Source organism: Stenotrophomonas sp. STEN240 (genome assembly GCF_056756175.1).
The window spans coordinates 1-17,143 of record NZ_JBRRBO010000064.1 but is presented as its reverse complement, the minus strand read 5'-3'; the positions used below and the strand labels follow the sequence as shown (position 1 = coordinate 17,143).

Here is a 17,143-nt window from a genome sequence, read left to right as displayed (position 1 = left end):
ACAGGCAGCGGCATGGCTTCGGCTCCACCTGTAGAGCCGAGCCATGCTCGGCTGGGGCTTTCCCGGTAACGCCTCTTGCCGAGCATGGCGCGGCACCACCTGGCCATTCCCTGCCCTCCCTCAACTTTACAGCCATTGATTCCGTTGGTTTTTTTATATTTTTTTGACGATGTAATCAGGTTGTAACAAAAACATCATTTCATAGCCGCATCCGCCGGCGGTGCCGGCATTTCTCCCGCTATGGAGTGACGCATGAAGCTGCACACGACCGGTCTTGCCGCCCTTTCGCTGGCCATCGCCCTGGGCCTGTCAGCCTGCGGTGACAAGGGCAACCAGGCCGCTTCCGCCCCGGGCGCCGCGGCAACTGCCGCCGGCGACAAGGTTTCCGTCGAGATCTCCGGCGCAGGCGCATCGTTCATCTTCCCGCTGGTGTCCAAGTGGTCGGCCGACTACAACGCCGCCACCGGCGCCAAGATCAATTACCAGTCGATCGGCTCAGGCGGCGGTATCGCCCAGATCAAGGCCGGCACCGTCGACTTCGGCTCGTCCGACAAGCCGCTTTCCACTGAAGAGCTGGCACAGGCTGGCCTGGGTCAGTTCCCGTCGGCCATCGGCGGCGTTGTGCCGGTGGTCAACCTGGAAGGCCTGCAGCCGGGCCAGCTGCGCCTGACCGGCACCCTGCTGGCAGACATCTTCCTGGGCAAGATCAAAACCTGGAACGACAAGGCGATTGCCGATGCCAACCCGGGCGTGACCCTGCCCGATACCAAGATCACCCTGGTGCACCGCTCCGACGGTTCGGGTACCACCTTCAACTTCTCCAACTACCTGTCCAAGGTCAGCGGCGAGTGGAAGGAAAAAGTAGGCGAAGGCACCTCGGTGCAGTGGCCGGACGGCGTGGGCGGTAAGGGCAACGAAGGCGTTGCCTCCTACGTGCAGCAGATCAAGGGCTCGGTGGGTTACGTCGAGCTGGCCTACGCGCTGCAGAACAACATGCCGTATGCGTCGATGCAGAACGCCGCAGGCAGCTGGGTACAGCCGACCGCCGAAACCTTTGCCGCCGCTGCTGCCAGCGCCGACTGGGCCAATGCCAAGGACTTCAACCTGGTGATCACCAACGCCCCGGGTGCCAATGCGTGGCCGATCACTGCCACCAACTTCATGCTGATGCACAAGCAGCCGAAGGATGCCAAGCGCAGCACCGATACCCGCGCGTTCTTCAAGTGGGCCTTCGAGAACGGCCAGGCGCAGGCCAACGAGCTGCACTACGTGCCGCTGCCGGCCGAGCTGGTGACCCAGATCGAAACCTACTGGGCTACTGAGTTCAAGTGATGCGATGACGCGGGTGTGCCGATGGCGCACCCGCTCTTGTCATTGCGTCATTCCCACTTCGGTGGGATCGCCATCAATTCTGTTGTTGCATCTGTTACCCCGCTTCCGCCCTTGAAATCGCATGCAAGGGCAAGCGCGATTCCCGCCTCGGCGGGAATGACGGGTTCCCTCCACCGAGGGACTGATATTTCACCGCATCCTCCTGGGCCCCTGCCGCTGCCATGAATGCCATTGCACCGTCCCTCGCTTCGTCGCCCACTTCGCGCGATCTGCGCGATGCCCGCAACGACCGGCTGTTCCGCTGGTTCCTGATCGCCACGGTGATTTTCGTTCTGGTCGCACTGGCTGGCGCCGCCCTGTCCATGCTCTGGGGCGGCCGCCATGCGCTGCAGGAACAGGGCCTGAGCTTCTTCTACTCATCCGACTGGAATCCGGTCGAAAACAAGTTCGGCGCTTTGGCACCGATCTACGGCACCATCGTCACCGCCCTGATCGCGATGCTGATCGCGGTGCCGGTGAGCTTTGGCATCGCCTTCTTCCTGACCGAAGTGGCACCGCGCTGGCTGCGTGGCCCGGTCGGCACCGCCATCGAACTGCTGGCAGGCATTCCCTCGATCATCTACGGCATGTGGGGCCTGTTCGTACTGGTGCCGGTGATGACCGAATACGTCACCCCGTTCCTCAATGATCACCTTGGTCCGCTGCCGGTGATCGGCGCGCTGTTCCGCGGCCCGCCGCTGGGTATCGGCATGCTCACCGCCGGTTTCGTGCTGGCCATCATGGTCATCCCCTTCATCTCCTCGGTGATGCGCGAAGTCTTCCTCACCGTCCCCACCCGCCTGAAGGAATCGGCCTACGCGCTGGGTTCAACCAAGTGGGAAGTGAGCTGGGACATCGTGCTGCCCTATACCCGCTCTGCCGTCATCGGCGGTGTGTTCCTCGGCCTGGGCCGTGCGCTCGGCGAAACCATGGCCGTGGCCTTCGTGATCGGCAACAGCGTGCGCCTGACGCCCTCGCTGCTGGAGCCGGGCACCACCATCGCCGCACTGATTGCCAACGACTTCGGCGAAGCCACTGAAACCTACCGCTCGGCACTGCTGCTGCTCGGCTTCGTATTGTTCATCGTCACCTTCGTGGTGCTGGCACTGGCCCGTCTGATGCTGATGCGCCTGTCACGCAAGGAGGGCAACTGATGTCCACTTCCGCCGATTCGCTGTACCTGCGCCGCCGCGTCGTCAACGTCCTTGCACTGCTGATGGGCTGCGCCACCGCCTTGTTCGGCCTGTTCTTCCTTGGTTGGATCCTGTGGACGCTGCTGTCCAAGGGTCTGCCCGGCATCAACATCAACCTGTTCACCAAGATGACACCGCCGCCGATGCAGGAAGGTGGTCTGCTCAACGCTTTCTTCGGCAGCGCGGTGATGTGTGCGCTGGCAATCGGCATCGGCACGCCACTGGGCGTGGCTGCCGGCACCTGGCTGGCCGAGTACGGCAATGCACGCAAGGCCGGTACGGTGGTGCGCTTCGTCAATGACATCCTGCTGTCGGCACCGTCCATCGTGCTCGGCCTGTTCGTCTACACGCTGTATGTGATGCAGACCGGCGGCCAGTTCTCGGCATTTGCAGGCGCCTTGTCGCTGGCCTTCATCGTGCTGCCGGTGGTGATCCGCACCACCGACGAAATGCTGCGACTGGTTCCAGTGCAGATGCGCGAAGCCGCATTGGCGCTGGGCGTGCCGCAGTGGAAGGTGATCATGCAGGTGCTGTACCGCAGCGCCATGGCCGGCATCGTCACCGGCATCCTGCTCGCCCTGGCGCGCATCTCCGGCGAGACCGCACCGCTGCTGTTCACCGCCTTCGGCAACCAGTACTGGAACAGCAACGTGATGCAGCCGATGGCCTCGGTGCCGGTGGTGATGAACCAGTTTGCCGGCAGCCCGTATGAATCCTGGCAGGTGCTGGCCTGGGCCGGCGCGCTGGTGCTGACCGTGTTCGTGCTGCTGGTCAGCCTGTCCGCGCGCGGCCTGCTGCTGCGCAACCGCATTTCGAACGACTGAACTTAAACGATTGACTGCCATGGACCTCCCCATGAACGACCTCAGCAATGCCGTACCGATGCAACGCATCGCAGTGCCCGCCGCCAACCAGTCGCTGCACACGCCTGCGCCGGTCAAGCTGGCCGCACGCGGCCTGGACTTCTACTACGACAGGTTCCACGCGCTGAAGAGCATCAACCTGGAAATCCCCGAAAAGCGTGTCACCGCGCTGATCGGCCCGTCCGGTTGCGGCAAGTCCACCCTGCTGCGCATCTTCAACCGCATCTACGCGCTGTACCCCAAGCTGGAAGCGCGCGGTGAGGTGTTGCTGGACGGCGAGAACATCCTTTCGCCGAAGTACCCGATGAACCGCCTGCGTTCCAAGGTGGGCATGGTGTTCCAGAAGCCGGTGCCGTTCCCGATGACCATCTTCGAAAACGTCGCCTACGGCATTCGTCACCACGAGAAGCTGTCCAAGGCCGAGATGAACGTGCGCGTCGAACAGGCGTTGCGACAGGGCGCGCTGTGGGACGAGGTAAAGGACAAGCTCAACCAGAGTGCGCTGGGCCTGTCCGGTGGCCAGCAGCAGCGCCTGTGCATCGCCCGCGCCGTGGCCCTGCGCCCGGACGTGCTGCTGCTCGACGAGCCGACCTCGGCGCTGGACCCGATCTCCACCAGCCGCATCGAGCAGCTGGTTGAAGAGCTGAAGAACGATTACACCATCGCCATCGTTACCCACAACATGCAGCAGGCTGCGCGCGTGTCCGACTACACCGCCTTCATGTACCTGGGCGACCTGATCGAGCACGACCGCACCGAAACCATCTTCTCCAACCCCTCCAAGCAGCAGACCGAGGATTACATCACCGGTCGCTTTGGCTGAGGCCGGCGCGCGGACCGCGAATGGTCCGCAGCCCGCTGGACGCCTGGCCAAGGACGGCCGGGCCGCACTCCGAAGCCAGATGTACGCCATGGAAGGCAACGCAGCTCCCGAACGAATGCAGTCCCACCCGAACAGTTTCCAGCGAGCATTCCATGAATCTTCCCAACGACCACATCGTCAAAAGCTATGACGAAGAACAGCAGCGACTGGTGACCGAGATCGTGCGCATGGGCGAAATGTCCGTTGCGCAGCTCGAAGCCGCGCTGGACGTGATCGAACGCCGCGACGAAAAAGCCGCGCAGCGCATCGTCGCCAACGACGAGGCCATCGACCAGCTCGAGCAGCAGATCAGCCACGACGTGATGCGCCTGGCCCTGCGTGGGCCGATGGCACGCGACCTGCGCGAGATTCTTGCCGGCCTGCGGATTCCGGCCGACATCGAACGTATTGGCGACTACGCTGCCAACGTCGCCAAGCGTTCCATCGCTCTGGCGGCGGTGCCACCACTGCCGCAGATCCAGGGTGTACGCGCGCTCGGCCGCCTGGCCGCGCAGCAGGTGCGCCGCGCCATGGAAGCCTACCGCGACAACGACGCCGAAGCGGCGCTCAAGCTGCGCGCGGATGACGCACGTCTGGATGCGCAGTACACCGCGCTGTTCCGCGAGCTGCTGACCTACATGATGGAAGACCCGCGCAACATCACCCCGTGCACGCATCTGCTGTTCATGGCCAAGAACCTGGAGCGCATCGGCGACCACGCCACCAATATCGCCGAGAACGTCTGGTTCCTGGTGCACGGTGATGCGCCGCTGCCGCCGCGCGAGAAGCGTGACGAAACCAGCAGCGTCGATCACGCCTGAGTTCCATCACCGGCGCTGCCCACGACGGCAGCGCCGGATTCCGCGCCTCCGCACTGGCTCGCCGTGCGGCATCCCAGCTGGCCGATACACAGCGGTACAAAGTGATACGCCGCAGAGGGCAGTTTTAATTCCGCATTCACGGAATTTTTCCGAGCATGGACTCGTCCGCAGCACTTCCGCCGCGCACCGAGGAATCCCCATGAAGCGTATTGCCGCCACCGTCCTGAGCCTGTCCCTGCTGGCCTCCGCCACCGCCTTCGCCGGCCCGGCGCAGGACCGCGACCGTGACAACGCGCGCCACGACGCGCCGCAGCGCAGCGCGGCGCCGCACCACCAAGGCCCTGCGCACAACGGCCCGGCACCGGCCGCGCACAACGGTGCCCGGCATGCTTCGCAGAACAGCGCCCATCACGCCCCGCGCAAGGGCGAGCGCCTGCCCCAGCACCAGCGTGGCAACCGTGTCGCCGACTACAACAGGCACGGCCTGCGCAAACCCGGGCGCGGCAATGAGTGGCGCAAGCTGGATCAGCGCTATGTGCTGATGGCCGTCGCTACCGGGCTGATCATCGACATCGTCAGCGCTCATCGCTGAGTGCCGGTTCCAGCTCGATCACAACGGGCCCGTCTGGGCCCGTTGTCGTTCCAACGTTGGCAAGGTGACGCCGCTGGCCCGGGCTGCTTGCTAAGCTCCAGCCTCCCCCCGGCCCAACCACCACCGGAGACACCGCAATGGCCATCGATATCCGCAAGCCCACCACCCTCGCCCTGGGCGTTGCCCTGCTTGGCGGCATGGCGGCCCCTGCCTTTGCCATGACCGATCTGGCCCAAGGCTACGCCCTTGGCGCCAGCGCCCAGACCCCGCCCACCGCCGAAACCCAAGCCGCCACCGCCACCGACCAAGCCGCCGATGCCGCCGCCAAACAGAAGGCCGAAGGCAAGTGTGGCGAGGGCAAATGTGGTGAAGGCAAATGCGGCGCCGACAAGGACAAGCCCACGACCGACGCGGCCAAGGCCGAAGGCGAAGCGGCTGCCAGCACCGACAAGGCCAAGGCCGAAGGCAAGTGCGGCGAGGGCAAGTGTGGCGGCAAGCACTAAGCCCGCCACGCACGGCCTGCGCATGCCGGCCCAGGCCAGCGCAGGCCTGGGCTTGCGACGCTCGCTGCTCGACGCCCTGCAGCAGGCACCGGCACACGCATTCGATTTTCTCGAATGCGCGCCGGACAACTGGATCGGCGTCGGCGGCCCAATGGGCGAAGCGCTGTCCGCCCTGTCACAGCGTTATCCGCTCAGCTGCCATGGACTGTCCTTGTCACTGGGCGGCCCGGCGCCCCTGGATGTGGAATTCCTCGCACGTACCCGTCGCTTCCTCGACCAGCACCAGGTAGCGCTGTACAGCGAGCACCTGAGCTGGTGCAGCGATGACGGCCAGCTTTACGAACTGCTGCCACTGCCGTTCACCGCCGAAGCCGTCCACCACGTCGCCGCGCGTATCCGCCAGACGCAGGACATCCTCGGTCGCCGTATCGCCGTGGAAAATGCTTCCTACTACGCCGTACCTGCGGCCGACATGGACGAGGCCGAGTTCATCAACGCCGTGCTCGGCGAGGCCGATTGCGACCTGCTGCTGGACGTCAACAATGTGTACGTCAACGCCATCAACCATGGCTATGACGCACACGCCTTTCTTGCGCGGCTGCCTTCGCAGCGCATTGCCAGTTACCACCTCGCCGGCCACCACGACGAAGCCGACGACTTGAAGATCGACACCCATGGCATGCCGGTCAAAGGCGATGTCTGGCAGTTGCTGGCCGATACCTATGCCATGCACGGGGTGCGCCCCACCTTGCTGGAGCGCGATTTCAACTTCCCGCCGTTGCCGGAACTGCTGGCCGAGGTAAGCCGTATCCGCCAACTGCAGCTCGCCCGGATCGGCCGCCATGGCTGAGTCTCTGGCCGCCCTGCAGAAGCGTTTCGCCGCGCATCTGCGTGATCCGCAGCAGCCTGCCCCGCCAGGCATCGCCCCTGCACGCATGCAGGTTTACCGCGAGCTGTATTTCAACAACATCCAAAGCCTGCTGGCGGCCAATTTCCCGGTGATTGCACGCAGCCTTGGGGCGCCGCGATGGCAGCAGCTGGTGCAAGCATTCTGCCGCGAGCACCGCGCGCGGACGCCGCTGTTTCCTGAGATCGGGCAGGAGTTCATCGCCTTCCTGGACCAGCGCAGCGTCGACCCGCAGGCTCCCTGGTTGCTGGAGCTGGCCCACTACGAATGGATCGAACTTGCCCTGAAGATCAGCGACGCAGCGCTGCCGGCACATGATCCATACGGCGACCTGCTGGCCGGCAGCCCGGTGGTTTCGCCCTGCTGCCGCGCCCTCGCCTACCACTGGCCGGTGCATAGGATTGGTCTGGAATACCAACCGCGCCAGCCACCGCTGCAGCCGACCCTGCTGCTGGCCCGCCGCCAGGCCGATGGCCACATCGCGTTCTCCGAACTATCGCCCTTGCTGTTTCGGCTGCTGGAACGGCTGGAAGAGTTTCCTGCGCTCAATGGGCTTGAGCAGCTGCAGGAATTGGCGCTCGAAGCCGGTACGCAGGCGGATGAGGCGTTCATCGACAACGGCGCGGCGATGCTGCAGCAATTAAGGGACAAGGGCTGTCTGCTGGGCAGCGCTGCTGCCTGACGTTGACGGAGGGTTTGATTGTTCGCATTGCTTGGCTGAAGGCTTAAACCCCTTCTGTCCGCGGCAACGACGCGCCCCCTCCCTTTGGCCGAAGGCCAAGGGGAAGGTTGGGGAGGGGTCGGCCTTGAGGGCCTTTCGAGCAGTACCGGCTTCGCGGCTTAGGCCGCTTCTGCAGGTATTGATGGGAAAGCCTCTGCCGAGCATGGCTCGGCACTACATGGCCATCGTCGCTCCTGCGCGCCGGTTGCGGGCGCTCGCTGACACGGCCGCTTGACCCGCTCTGCTACCCTATTGCGATGAACGAATCTGCTGAACCCTCGGTCCCCCGTCCTGCTTACACGCCCATGGCGCAGCGCTTCCGCGGCTTTCTGCCGGTGGTGGTGGACGTGGAAACCGGTGGCTTCGACTGTAATCGTCATGCGCTGCTTGAGATCGCCGCCGTGCCGGTGGAGATGGACGACAACGGCCTGTTGTATCCCGGCCAGACCGCCAGCGCGCATGTGATCCCGGCCGAAGGCACCGAAATCGACCCCAAATCGCTGGAAGTCACCGGCATCGTGCTTGACCACCCCTTCCGGCTGGCCAAGCCCGAGCGCGACGCGCTGGAACATGTGTTCGTACCGATCCGCGCGGCGATGAAAAAATATCACTGCCAACGCGCGATCCTGGTTGGCCACAACGCACATTTCGACCTGAACTTCGTAAACGCCACCGTCGCCCGCAGCGGCCACAAGCGCAATCCGTTCCACCCTTTCAGCGTGTTCGACACCGTGACCCTGGCCGGGGTCGCCTACGGGCAGACCGTGCTCGCACGTTCGGTGCAGGCAGCCGGTTTTGAATGGGATGCAAGTGAAGCGCATAGCGCGGTATACGACACCGAGCAGACCGCGCGTCTGTTCTGCAAGATCGTCAACGCCTGGCCAACCATGCCCGCCAGCTGAGCGGCATGGCACTCAGTCCGTGCAGGTGCGTGCGCGGCCTTCCCTTTTCGCCGTGGCCAGCGCGTTCTTTGCGCGCTGGTAGAACAGCACGGGTGCCTGGTCGTCTTCGTGCAACTGCACCACTCCGGCACTGAAGCTGACCTTGATGTCGCCGGCCTCGTGCCCGCCCCACTCGACGTATTGAGCGAACAGGCGCTGCAACCGCTGGCAGGCGATCTCGGCTTCCGGCAGTGCGGTGTCGGTCAACAACACCGCGAATTCCTTGTTGCCCAACCGCGCCGGCATGTCCGAAGCACGCAGGCTGCGCCGCATCAGCTCACCTACTTCGCACAGCACCAGATCACCGACCGCGCGTGACCACTCGGCATTGATCTGCTTGAGGTGGTCGATGCTCAGCACCACCAGGCTCAGTGCGCGGCCGGCGCGGCGGGCAACGGCCATGTCACGTGCAAGCATTTCGTCGAACGCACGGCGATTGGGCAGCCCACTGAGATCATCTTCGTTTGCCAGGCGCTCGAACGCCTCGGCCTGTTCGCGCAGCTTGAGCTCAAGCTGGCCTTTTTCCAGCAGGGTGGCTTCCAAGCGTTTGTTCTGTTGACGCAATTCGTCCGATTGGGCCAGCGCCTGCGCTGATAGTAGTTGCGCCCGGCTGCGTTGCTGCCGGAACCGCATTCCCAACCACAGCAGTGCCAGCGTCAACAGCAGGCAAAGGCCGGCGAGCAACGCCGGGGCCGATAGTGCCGCAACCACAGGGGACGGGTGAAAAGCTGTGCTCCCCGCCTGCGCCCACGCCGGCGATGCGGCGCATCCGGCCGAGATGATCAGCGCCCAAAGACCTCGATTTGCAAAGACCGCACCCCTGCTCCCCAACGCGCGCATCCTGACGCCCGAGCGGGTAACCAGATTCTTCTCTGCTGCCATCGTTCATGCCCCAAGCTGGTCTGGCGATACTAGCAAACACTTACGGTAGATCAGCGATGGAGATCACGTTGGCGAACGCCGAAACAGGTTCGTAGTCCCGATGGTGCTGTGGACACGAATCTGGCCCGGAAGGTAGAAGACCGTAGCGATCCCCGCGACACATCACTGTGCTTGGGATGCCATTGATGTGCGGGCCGGTGGGATCTATGGCTTCGCGGCTTACGCCGCTCCTGCAACAACTGCAGGGCTGCGCATTTTCTTTGTGGGAGCGGCGTAAGCCGCGAAGCTGATGGCCGGGCAGATCACGGCAACAGCCCTCCTGCACTCGACGCGCCTTAGCTGGACGGGCTGCAGATACGCCGATGAGACCCATGGCTTCGCGGCTTACGCCGCTCCCACAGGCTCAGGCAGTGCCTGTATGAGCTGTGGCCCATTGCGGGACTTCCCAGCGTACGACGGCTTCCAGACCACCGTCGGGATGGTTGCGCAGCGTCAGGCTGGCACCATCCTTCTCGGCCAGGGCGCGGGCAATGGTCAGGCCCAGGCCAGCACCGCCAGTCTCCCGCGAGCGCGAGGTTTCCAGCCGCAGGAACGGAGTGAATACCGACTCCAGCTCCTCCTCGGCCAGGCCCGGTCCGTTGTCACGCACCCGCACTTCCACCGCATCGCCGTCGCGGCGGGCGTGCACGTGCGCCGCATGACCGTACTTCACCGCGTTGTCGACCAGATTGGAGAACAGCCGCCGCATGGCCAGTGGACGCAGCATCAACACGGCGCCACAACCTTGCTGCAACAGCGCGTCGTGGCCAGACTCGGCCGCATCCTCGACCACGCTTTCCAGCAGCGAATCCAGATCCAGCGCTGCCCGTTGCTCGGCACTTTCGGCACTGCGCGCCAGCTCCAGGCCTTCACGTATCAGCGCCTGCATCGCCGCAAGATCGCCGATCAAGCGTTCGCGCAGCTGCTCGTCCTGTACGTTCTCCAGCCGCAACCGCAGCCGCGTTGATGGCGTCTGCAGGTCGTGGGTGATGGCCGCCAGCATCTGCGTACGTTCGCCCAGATGCCGCTGCAGCCGCTTCTGCATGGCATTGAATGCCTCGGCGGCCCGTTGCACTTCCAACGGGCCCGTCACCGGCAGCGGTTCGCGCTGCAGGTCGTGGCCGAGCTCGGTGGCGTGGTTTGCCAGCCGTTGCAGCGGTGAACTGGCAATGCGTGCCACCACATACGCCAGCAGGCCAATCGCCAACACCAGCAACGACAGGAACCATGGATCAAAGGCCGATGCCGAACGCCGCGCCACCGCCGGGTATTCCAGCGCCAGCCGTAGCGGCGTGCCATCGCCAAGTTTCAATTCCACCAGCCTGCAACGTGGCGGCGTGAACGCTGGATCACGCTCGCGCTGGTGCGCAGGGCGCCGGCCGCGCTCCGGCGGTGGCAGAAACTCCGGCAAAGGCGGCATGCAGGCACGAAAGCTGCTGGCACGCACCTGTGCACTGGCAAGCGCCCCGCCCCGTGCAGCCAGTACGTCCATCAACGCCCTGTCCTGTTCACCGGTGCGGAAGTCGCCTTTCACCTCACGCACGCTGGGGCCGCCGACTGCCAGCAGCCGGCTGCGCAGTTCCGGGTTGCCATCCAGCAGGTTGACGAAGCCCTGCAGGCGGTCGGCGATGCGGGCAAGATTCTGCCGCTCGAACTCCTGTTGCCTGCGTGATTCGGCGAGCAAGGTCGCGCCTATCGCCGCCACCATCATGCCGACCAGCAGGATCACGAACAGCCGCCCCGCCATCGACGACAGGAACAGACGCAAGCGTTTCATTCCAGGGTGACCGCGCTGGCAAACACATAGCCTTCGTTGCGCACCGTCTTGATGAGGCCATCGGCGCCGCCTGCATCCCCCAGCTTCTGCCGCAGACGGCTGATCTGCAGATCGATGGCACGGTCCTGTGATTCATAGTTGCGGCCGCTGCTCAGCGACACCAGCTGCTCACGCGACAGCACCTTGTTGGCATGCGCCACCAACACCCGCAGCAGCCGGAACTCGGCACCCGAGAGCATCACCACACGCTTGGCCGGGTCGATCAGATGGCGGTGTTCCAGATCGAACACCCAGCCGGAAAACACCGCGCGCCGCATCGCCAGCGGTTCCATGTTGGCAGGCAGCGCTTCGGTACGCCGCAATACATTGCGGATGCGTGCCAGCAGTTCGCGCGGCTCGAACGGTTTGGCCAGGTAATCATCCGCGCCCATTTCCAGGCCCAGCACGCGATCGATCGGCTCGCTGCGTGCGGTCAACATGATCACAGGCGTGGTCGAACGCACGCGTAGCTCGCGGCACAGCGCCAGGCCGTCTTCGCGCGGCAGGTTCAGGTCCAGCACGATCAGATCGATGTGTTCGCGCGCCAGCACCTGACGCATCTCATTGCCATCGGCCGCGGTACTCACCGCATAACCCGCCCGGCCCAGCTGCTCGGCAAGCAGGCCGCGGATGTCACTGTCGTCGTCTACCACCAGCAAGCGGTGCAAGGTCTGTATGTCCGTCATGGGGCAATGATCCATGCTAGCGGATCGTAGTGCGCGCCCGTGCATGTATCGCCAGGTATCGGCGACGGCAATTGATACATGCCGATACATGCCAGGCTGAACCTGATACATGCCGACACACGCCGTGCCTTGAGGCTGAACAGGCCGCTGACCACACTGGATCTCGACGCCGCCACCGCGGCCAATGAGTGCCCCACCACCGTGAAGCTGCTGCCCTCCTCCCGTCGCAACCGCCTCCTGCTTGCCGCCGCCATCGTCGTCCTGATCGCCGGCGGCGCGTACTGGGCCACGCGCAAGCCTGCTACCCCTTCGATGGCGACTTCGCCGGTCAGCCGTGGTGATCTGGAACAGACCGTCGATGCCACCGGTGTGATCGATGCCTACAAGCTGGTCAGCGTGGGCGCGCAGGCCTCCGGCCAGATCAAGCTGCTCAAGGTGCAGCTGGGCGATGTGGTCAAGCAGGGCGACCTGATCGCCGAGATCGACTCGGTCACCCAGGAAAACAGCCTGAAGAATGCCGAAGCCGCGCTGGAAAACATCCGTGCCCAGCGCGCAGTGCAGACCGCCTCGCTGAAGGAATCCGAGCTGGCCTTTGCCCGCCAGAAGGAAATGCTCGCCGCCGAAGCCACTTCGCGCGCCGAGTTTGAATCGGCCGAGGCCAACCTGGCCAGCACCCGCGCCCAGATCCGCGCGCTCGACGCGCAGATCCGTCAGCGCGAAACCGAGCTGGGTACCGCCCAGGCCAACCTGGGCTACACCCGCATCACCGCGCCCATCGACGGCACCGTGGTGGCGGTGGTGGCTGAGGAAGGCCGCACCGTCAACGCCAACCAGTCCGCACCAACCATCGTCAAACTGGCACGGCTGGATCTGGTCACGGTGAATGCAGAAATCTCCGAGGCCGACGTGGTCAAGGTCAAGCCCGGCATGCCGGTGTACTTCACCATCCTTGGCAATCCGGACCACAAATACCAGGCCACGCTGCGCACGGTGAACCCGGCGCCGGCCTCGATCAGCACCGACACAAGCACCAGCAGCTCGTCCTCATCCAGCTCCAGCACCGCCGTGTATTACAACGCGCTGTTTGACGTAGAGAACCCGGACGGCACGCTGCGCATCGACATGACCGCGCAGGTATCGGTGATGCTGGCCCAGGCCAAGGATGCGTTGTTGATCCCCACCGTCGCGCTCGGCCCCAAGGTGCCGGAGGGCGGCCGTGGCGCCGGTGCAGCTGCTGGCAATGGCGAGCAACGCGTCGCCCGCAGCAAGCAGGAAGGCCAGCGCCAGCAGCGCCGTCAGCCGGATGCCGCCGCACTGGCCAAGAGCAACAGCTACATGGTTCGGGTAGTCAACAAGGACGGGCAGCCGGAGCCGCGCAGGATCAGGATCGGCCTCAACAACGGTTCCAATGTTGAAGTACTGGAAGGCTTGAACGAAGGCGAGCTGGTGGTTGTCGGCGAAGTCAGCGATGCCGACAAGAACAGCGCGCGCAGCAACCAGCGCAGCCCGATGGGCCCGATGATGGGTGGTCCGCGCCGATGAGCCAGCCACTGCTGCAACTGCGCGACCTGCGTCGTGAGTTCCCGGCCGGCGAGCAGACCATCGCCGTACTCAAGGACGTCAATCTCGACATCCACGCCGGCGAGATGGTCGCCATCGTTGGCCAGTCCGGCTCGGGCAAGTCGACGCTGATGAACATCCTCGGCTGCCTGGACCGCCCCACCGTCGGCTCATACAAGGTGGCCGGTCGCGAGACCGGGCGCATGCAAGCCGACGAGCTGGCCGAACTGCGCCGCGAACATTTCGGCTTCATCTTCCAGCGTTACCACCTGCTGGGCGATCTGGATGCGCGCGGCAATGTGGAAGTACCGGCGATCTACGCCGGCACCCCGCACGACGCGCGCCGCGAACGCGCCCAAGCACTGCTGACACGTTTGGGGCTGAGCGACCGCATGGGCCACAAGCCGGGCCAGCTGTCCGGCGGCCAGCAGCAGCGCGTTTCCATCGCGCGTGCGCTGATGAACGGCGGCGAGGTGATTCTGGCCGACGAACCGACCGGCGCACTGGACAGTGCCTCGGGCGAGGAAGTGATGAACATCCTCGGCGAGCTGCATGCCGAAGGCCAGACCATCATCATCGTCACCCACGACATGCAGGTGGCCGAACACGCGCAGCGCATCATCGAAATCCACGACGGCGTGATCGTCGCCGACCGCCGCAACGACAAAGTGCCAGCGCTGAAAGTCCAGCAACGCCCTGCCCCGGTCAAAGCCGCTGGGAGCGCTTTCCAGGCTGCGCGTGATCGCTTTGTCGAAGCCTTCCGCATGGCCCTGCTGGCAATGAACGCGCACCGTCTGCGCACCTTCCTGACCATGCTCGGCATCATCATCGGTATTGCCTCGGTGGTGTCGGTGGTGGCGATGGGCAATGGTTCGCAGCAGCAGATCCTGCAGAACATCTCCTCGCTGGGCACCAATACCATCGACGTGTATCCGGGCCGTGGCTTCGGCGATATGCGCTCGGGCCGCGTGCAGACGCTGAAAAGCAGCGATGCCGAAGCACTGGCCACGCAGAGCTATATCGACAGCGTCACTCCGACTGTGTCCAGCTCGGTGACCGCACGGGTTGGCAACAAGGCCGCCTCGGCGCAGGTCGCCGGCATTGGTGACCAATATTTCCGGGTCAAAGGCATGACTCTGGTAACTGGCCGTTACTTCGATGCAAGCGAGGTCAAGGGCCTGGCGCAGGTGGTGGTGATCGACGAAAACACGCGCAGCCAGTTGTTCGGCAGCGATGATCCACTCGGCCAGGTGGTGCTGCTGGGCAACGTGCCGGCACGGGTGATCGGGGTAGCCAAACGTCAATCGATTGGCTTTGGTGGCAGCACCAATCTCAGCGTGTGGGTGCCCTACACCACGGTGATGGCGCGCATGCTTGGCCAGACCTACCTGAGCAGCATCACCTTGCGGGTCAAGGACGACACGCCAATGGACGCTGCGCAGTCCGCCATCACCAAACTGCTTACCCTGCGCCATGGCACCGAGGATTTCTTCCTCAGCAACACCGCCGAAATCCGCGAGACCATCGAGTCCACCACCAAGACCATGACCTTGCTGATCGGCGCCATCGCCGCGATTGCCTTGGTGGTCGGCGGCATCGGCGTGATGAACATCATGCTGGTGTCGGTGACCGAACGTACCCGCGAGATCGGCGTGCGCATGGCCGTTGGCGCGCGGCAGAGCGACATCCGCCAGCAGTTCCTGATCGAGGCGGTGCTGGTGTGCCTGCTCGGCGGCGTGCTCGGCATCGTGCTGGCGCTTTCCATCGGTTGGGCGTTCCAGACATTTGGCGCCAGCTTCACCTTGATGTTCTCCACCGGCTCGATTATCGCCGCCTTCGCCTGCTCGACACTGATCGGCGTGGCGTTTGGTTTCCTGCCGGCCCGCAATGCCGCCCAGCTGGATCCGGTGGAGGCCTTGGCCCGCGAATGAAGATGACCATGAAAGCACTCCGTCCCCTGCTGCTCTCCGCTGCCTTGACCGCTGCACTGGTTGGCTGCGCCACCACGCCCAGCGCCGATCCCGCCGCCGATCTGCGTGTCCCCAACATCTACGGCCGTGGCGATGCCGCTGCCAATGCGCCGGTGCAGTCCATCGCGCATGAAGTGACCGCACCGGTCGCCGACGTGCATGCCGATGCCTGGTGGCAGGGTTTTGCCGATCCCGACCTGGACCAGCTGATCGAACGCGTTCTGGCCAGCAACACCGACATGGCCTCGGCCGGCCTGAAGCTGGAACGGGCACGCGCGCAGGCTGGGCTGGCCAGCGCTGACCTGTGGCCGCAGGCCAATGGTTCGGTGAGTGCCAGCGGCAACCGCAGCATCGACAGCAGCGACAACTGGTCGCGCAACAACAGCGCCAGCGTGTCATTGGGCTGGGAGCTGGACCTGTGGGGCAAGCTGCGTGGGCAGCGTGATATCGCCCAATGGGAAGCACAGGCCACCGCACAGGACCTGCAGAGCACCGCATTGAGCCTGGTTGGCCAGAGCGCCGAGCTGTACTGGCAGCTGGGCTACCTCAACCAGGCCATCGCCACCGGCCAGGCGAATCTTGAGCGACTGCAGCGTACTGCTTCATTGGTGCAGGCCCAGTTCGATGCCGGCGGTGTTTCGCGGCTGGAAGTACGCCAGGCGCAGCAGAACATTGAAAGCCAGAAGGCCGCGCAATCGCAGCTGGAGCAGCAGCGGGTGGAAACCCGCAATGCCTTGACCGTATTGCTCGATGGCCAGCCTTGGCCGCTGGTAAACGAACCGCAGAATCTGGATGTCGCACAGAGCCCGGCGCTGGTTGAAGGAATGCCTGCGGAGTTGCTTGCACGCCGGCCTGACCTGCGTGCTGCCGAGCTACGCCTGCGGCAGTCCTTGAAGAGCATCAAGGTAACGGCCACCAGCTATTACCCGAGTCTGAGTCTGAGTGGTTCGGTGGGCAGCTCCAGCAGCTCGCTGGGTGATGTGCTGACCAATCCGGTGGCGACCTTGGGCGCGGGCTTGAGCCTGCCGTTTTTGAAGTTCCGGCAGATGCAGCTGGATATCAAATCGGCGGACCTGTCGTATCAGATCGCCGCCAATGATTTCCGGCGGACGTTGTATACCGCGCTGTCGGAAGTGGACAACGCCTTGTCTGCACGTACACGCCTGGCTGAGCAGGTAGCTGCTGCGCAGGCTTCGTATGACGAGGCGGTTGAGATCGCGCGTTTGTATGAGGTGCGTTATCGCGCCGGCGCTACCGACCTGCGTACCTGGCTGGAAGCCGAGCAGACCCGCCGCAATGCGGAGCTGTCGCTGGCGCAGACCAAGCGCAGCCAGCTGGTGAATGATGTGACGCTGTACAAGGCGCTGGGTGGTGGGGCGACTTGAGCCCCTCTCCCTCCGGGAGAGGGGTTGGGGA

General features: G+C 64.4%; 16 protein-coding genes. 13 read left to right on the top strand and 3 right to left on the bottom strand.

Features of this window, described 5'->3' with window-relative positions; translation table 11 throughout:
• The first annotated feature begins 252 nt into the window (after positions 1-252).
• The 10 genes from pstS to rnt all read left to right on the top strand — a co-directional run bounded on the left by pstS (position 253) and on the right by rnt (position 8,735).
• Positions 253-1,332 carry a phosphate ABC transporter substrate-binding protein PstS gene (gene pstS / locus ACVOKO_RS18355; RefSeq protein ID WP_346500624.1) on the top strand — a complete coding sequence of 360 codons (1,080 nt, stop codon included), beginning with the start codon at positions 253-255 and terminating at the stop codon, positions 1,330-1,332.
• 221 nt (positions 1,333-1,553) lie between these two features.
• On the top strand, positions 1,554-2,525 hold the full coding sequence (gene pstC / locus ACVOKO_RS18350; RefSeq protein ID WP_346500622.1) for a phosphate ABC transporter permease subunit PstC: 972 nt from the start codon (positions 1,554-1,556) through the stop codon (positions 2,523-2,525).
• Entirely contained in the window at positions 2,525-3,388 is an 864-nt protein-coding gene (pstA, locus tag ACVOKO_RS18345) for a phosphate ABC transporter permease PstA (protein WP_346500620.1), read from the top strand. Before pstC ends, pstA begins: the two co-directional genes overlap by 1 nt.
• Positions 3,389-3,419: 31 nt before the next feature.
• Complete coding sequence (pstB, locus tag ACVOKO_RS18340) at positions 3,420-4,250, top strand: phosphate ABC transporter ATP-binding protein PstB (protein ID WP_346500618.1); 831 nt, start codon at positions 3,420-3,422, stop codon at positions 4,248-4,250.
• A 152-nt stretch (positions 4,251-4,402) separates the two neighbouring features.
• A complete protein-coding gene (phoU, locus tag ACVOKO_RS18335; RefSeq protein WP_346500616.1) occupies positions 4,403-5,110 on the top strand; it encodes a phosphate signaling complex protein PhoU in 708 nt (235 codons plus the stop codon).
• A gap of 199 nt (positions 5,111-5,309) precedes the next feature.
• Positions 5,310-5,702: an RcnB family protein gene (locus tag ACVOKO_RS18330; protein ID WP_346500613.1), complete on the top strand. Its 393-nt coding sequence runs from the start codon at positions 5,310-5,312 to the stop codon at positions 5,700-5,702.
• Between the two features lie 137 nt (positions 5,703-5,839).
• Positions 5,840-6,205 carry an HvfA family oxazolone/thioamide-modified RiPP metallophore gene (locus tag ACVOKO_RS18325; protein ID WP_346500611.1) on the top strand — a complete coding sequence of 122 codons (366 nt, stop codon included), beginning with the start codon at positions 5,840-5,842 and terminating at the stop codon, positions 6,203-6,205.
• A gap of 22 nt (positions 6,206-6,227) precedes the next feature.
• Positions 6,228-7,055 carry an HvfB family MNIO-type RiPP peptide maturase gene (locus tag ACVOKO_RS18320; protein ID WP_346500628.1) on the top strand — a complete coding sequence of 276 codons (828 nt, stop codon included), beginning with the start codon at positions 6,228-6,230 and terminating at the stop codon, positions 7,053-7,055.
• Positions 7,048-7,794: an HvfC family RiPP maturation protein gene (locus ACVOKO_RS18315; protein ID WP_346500609.1), complete on the top strand. Its 747-nt coding sequence runs from the start codon at positions 7,048-7,050 to the stop codon at positions 7,792-7,794. The genes ACVOKO_RS18320 and ACVOKO_RS18315 overlap by 8 nt, the downstream gene beginning before the upstream one ends.
• A gap of 296 nt (positions 7,795-8,090) precedes the next feature.
• Positions 8,091-8,735, top strand: coding sequence for a ribonuclease T (rnt, locus tag ACVOKO_RS18310; protein ID WP_430980816.1), 645 nt, complete (start codon positions 8,091-8,093; stop codon positions 8,733-8,735).
• Positions 8,736-8,747: 12 nt separating this feature from the next.
• Here rnt and ACVOKO_RS18305 read toward each other — a convergent pair whose 3' ends face one another.
• The 3 genes from ACVOKO_RS18305 to ACVOKO_RS18295 form a co-directional block, all read right to left on the bottom strand.
• Positions 8,748-9,317: a GGDEF domain-containing protein gene (locus tag ACVOKO_RS18305; protein WP_346500607.1), complete on the bottom strand. Its 570-nt coding sequence runs from the start codon at positions 9,315-9,317 to the stop codon at positions 8,748-8,750.
• Positions 9,318-10,059: 742 nt separating this feature from the next.
• On the bottom strand, positions 10,060-11,472 hold the full coding sequence (locus ACVOKO_RS18300; protein ID WP_346500605.1) for an ATP-binding protein: 1,413 nt from the start codon (positions 11,470-11,472) through the stop codon (positions 10,060-10,062).
• A complete protein-coding gene (locus ACVOKO_RS18295) occupies positions 11,469-12,197 on the bottom strand; it encodes a response regulator (RefSeq protein ID WP_346500603.1) in 729 nt (242 codons plus the stop codon). Before ACVOKO_RS18295 ends, ACVOKO_RS18300 begins: the two co-directional genes overlap by 4 nt.
• A 78-nt stretch (positions 12,198-12,275) precedes the next feature.
• Here ACVOKO_RS18295 and ACVOKO_RS18290 point away from each other — a divergent pair, with 78 nt between their 5' ends.
• The 3 genes from ACVOKO_RS18290 to ACVOKO_RS18280 are packed head-to-tail and all read left to right on the top strand — an operon-like array spanning position 12,276 to position 17,112.
• The gene (locus ACVOKO_RS18290) at positions 12,276-13,739 is read left to right on the top strand and encodes an efflux RND transporter periplasmic adaptor subunit (protein ID WP_346500601.1); all 1,464 of its coding nucleotides are present in this window, start codon (positions 12,276-12,278) and stop codon (positions 13,737-13,739) included.
• Positions 13,736-15,688 carry a MacB family efflux pump subunit gene (locus tag ACVOKO_RS18285; RefSeq protein WP_346500599.1) on the top strand — a complete coding sequence of 651 codons (1,953 nt, stop codon included), beginning with the start codon at positions 13,736-13,738 and terminating at the stop codon, positions 15,686-15,688. Before ACVOKO_RS18290 ends, ACVOKO_RS18285 begins: the two co-directional genes overlap by 4 nt.
• A gap of 8 nt (positions 15,689-15,696) precedes the next feature.
• Positions 15,697-17,112, top strand: a complete 1,416-nt coding sequence (locus ACVOKO_RS18280; protein ID WP_346500597.1) for an efflux transporter outer membrane subunit — start codon at positions 15,697-15,699, stop codon at positions 17,110-17,112.
• Positions 17,113-17,143 lie beyond the last annotated feature (31 nt).

Coding starts and splice junctions, on each gene's coding strand:
- pstS (WP_346500624.1), top strand. CDS start 253: ATGAAGCTGCACACGACCGGTCTTGCCGCCCTTTCGCTGGCCATCGCC.
- pstC (WP_346500622.1), top strand. CDS start 1,554: ATGAATGCCATTGCACCGTCCCTCGCTTCGTCGCCCACTTCGCGCGAT.
- pstA (WP_346500620.1), top strand. CDS start 2,525: ATGTCCACTTCCGCCGATTCGCTGTACCTGCGCCGCCGCGTCGTCAAC.
- pstB (WP_346500618.1), top strand. CDS start 3,420: ATGAACGACCTCAGCAATGCCGTACCGATGCAACGCATCGCAGTGCCC.
- phoU (WP_346500616.1), top strand. CDS start 4,403: ATGAATCTTCCCAACGACCACATCGTCAAAAGCTATGACGAAGAACAG.
- ACVOKO_RS18330 (WP_346500613.1), top strand. CDS start 5,310: ATGAAGCGTATTGCCGCCACCGTCCTGAGCCTGTCCCTGCTGGCCTCC.
- ACVOKO_RS18325 (WP_346500611.1), top strand. CDS start 5,840: ATGGCCATCGATATCCGCAAGCCCACCACCCTCGCCCTGGGCGTTGCC.
- ACVOKO_RS18320 (WP_346500628.1), top strand. CDS start 6,228: ATGCCGGCCCAGGCCAGCGCAGGCCTGGGCTTGCGACGCTCGCTGCTC.
- ACVOKO_RS18315 (WP_346500609.1), top strand. CDS start 7,048: ATGGCTGAGTCTCTGGCCGCCCTGCAGAAGCGTTTCGCCGCGCATCTG.
- rnt (WP_430980816.1), top strand. CDS start 8,091: ATGAACGAATCTGCTGAACCCTCGGTCCCCCGTCCTGCTTACACGCCC.
- ACVOKO_RS18300 (WP_346500605.1), bottom strand. CDS start 11,472: ATGAAACGCTTGCGTCTGTTCCTGTCGTCGATGGCGGGGCGGCTGTTC.
- ACVOKO_RS18295 (WP_346500603.1), bottom strand. CDS start 12,197: ATGACGGACATACAGACCTTGCACCGCTTGCTGGTGGTAGACGACGAC.
- ACVOKO_RS18290 (WP_346500601.1), top strand. CDS start 12,276: ATGCCGATACATGCCAGGCTGAACCTGATACATGCCGACACACGCCGT.
- ACVOKO_RS18285 (WP_346500599.1), top strand. CDS start 13,736: ATGAGCCAGCCACTGCTGCAACTGCGCGACCTGCGTCGTGAGTTCCCG.
- ACVOKO_RS18280 (WP_346500597.1), top strand. CDS start 15,697: ATGAAAGCACTCCGTCCCCTGCTGCTCTCCGCTGCCTTGACCGCTGCA.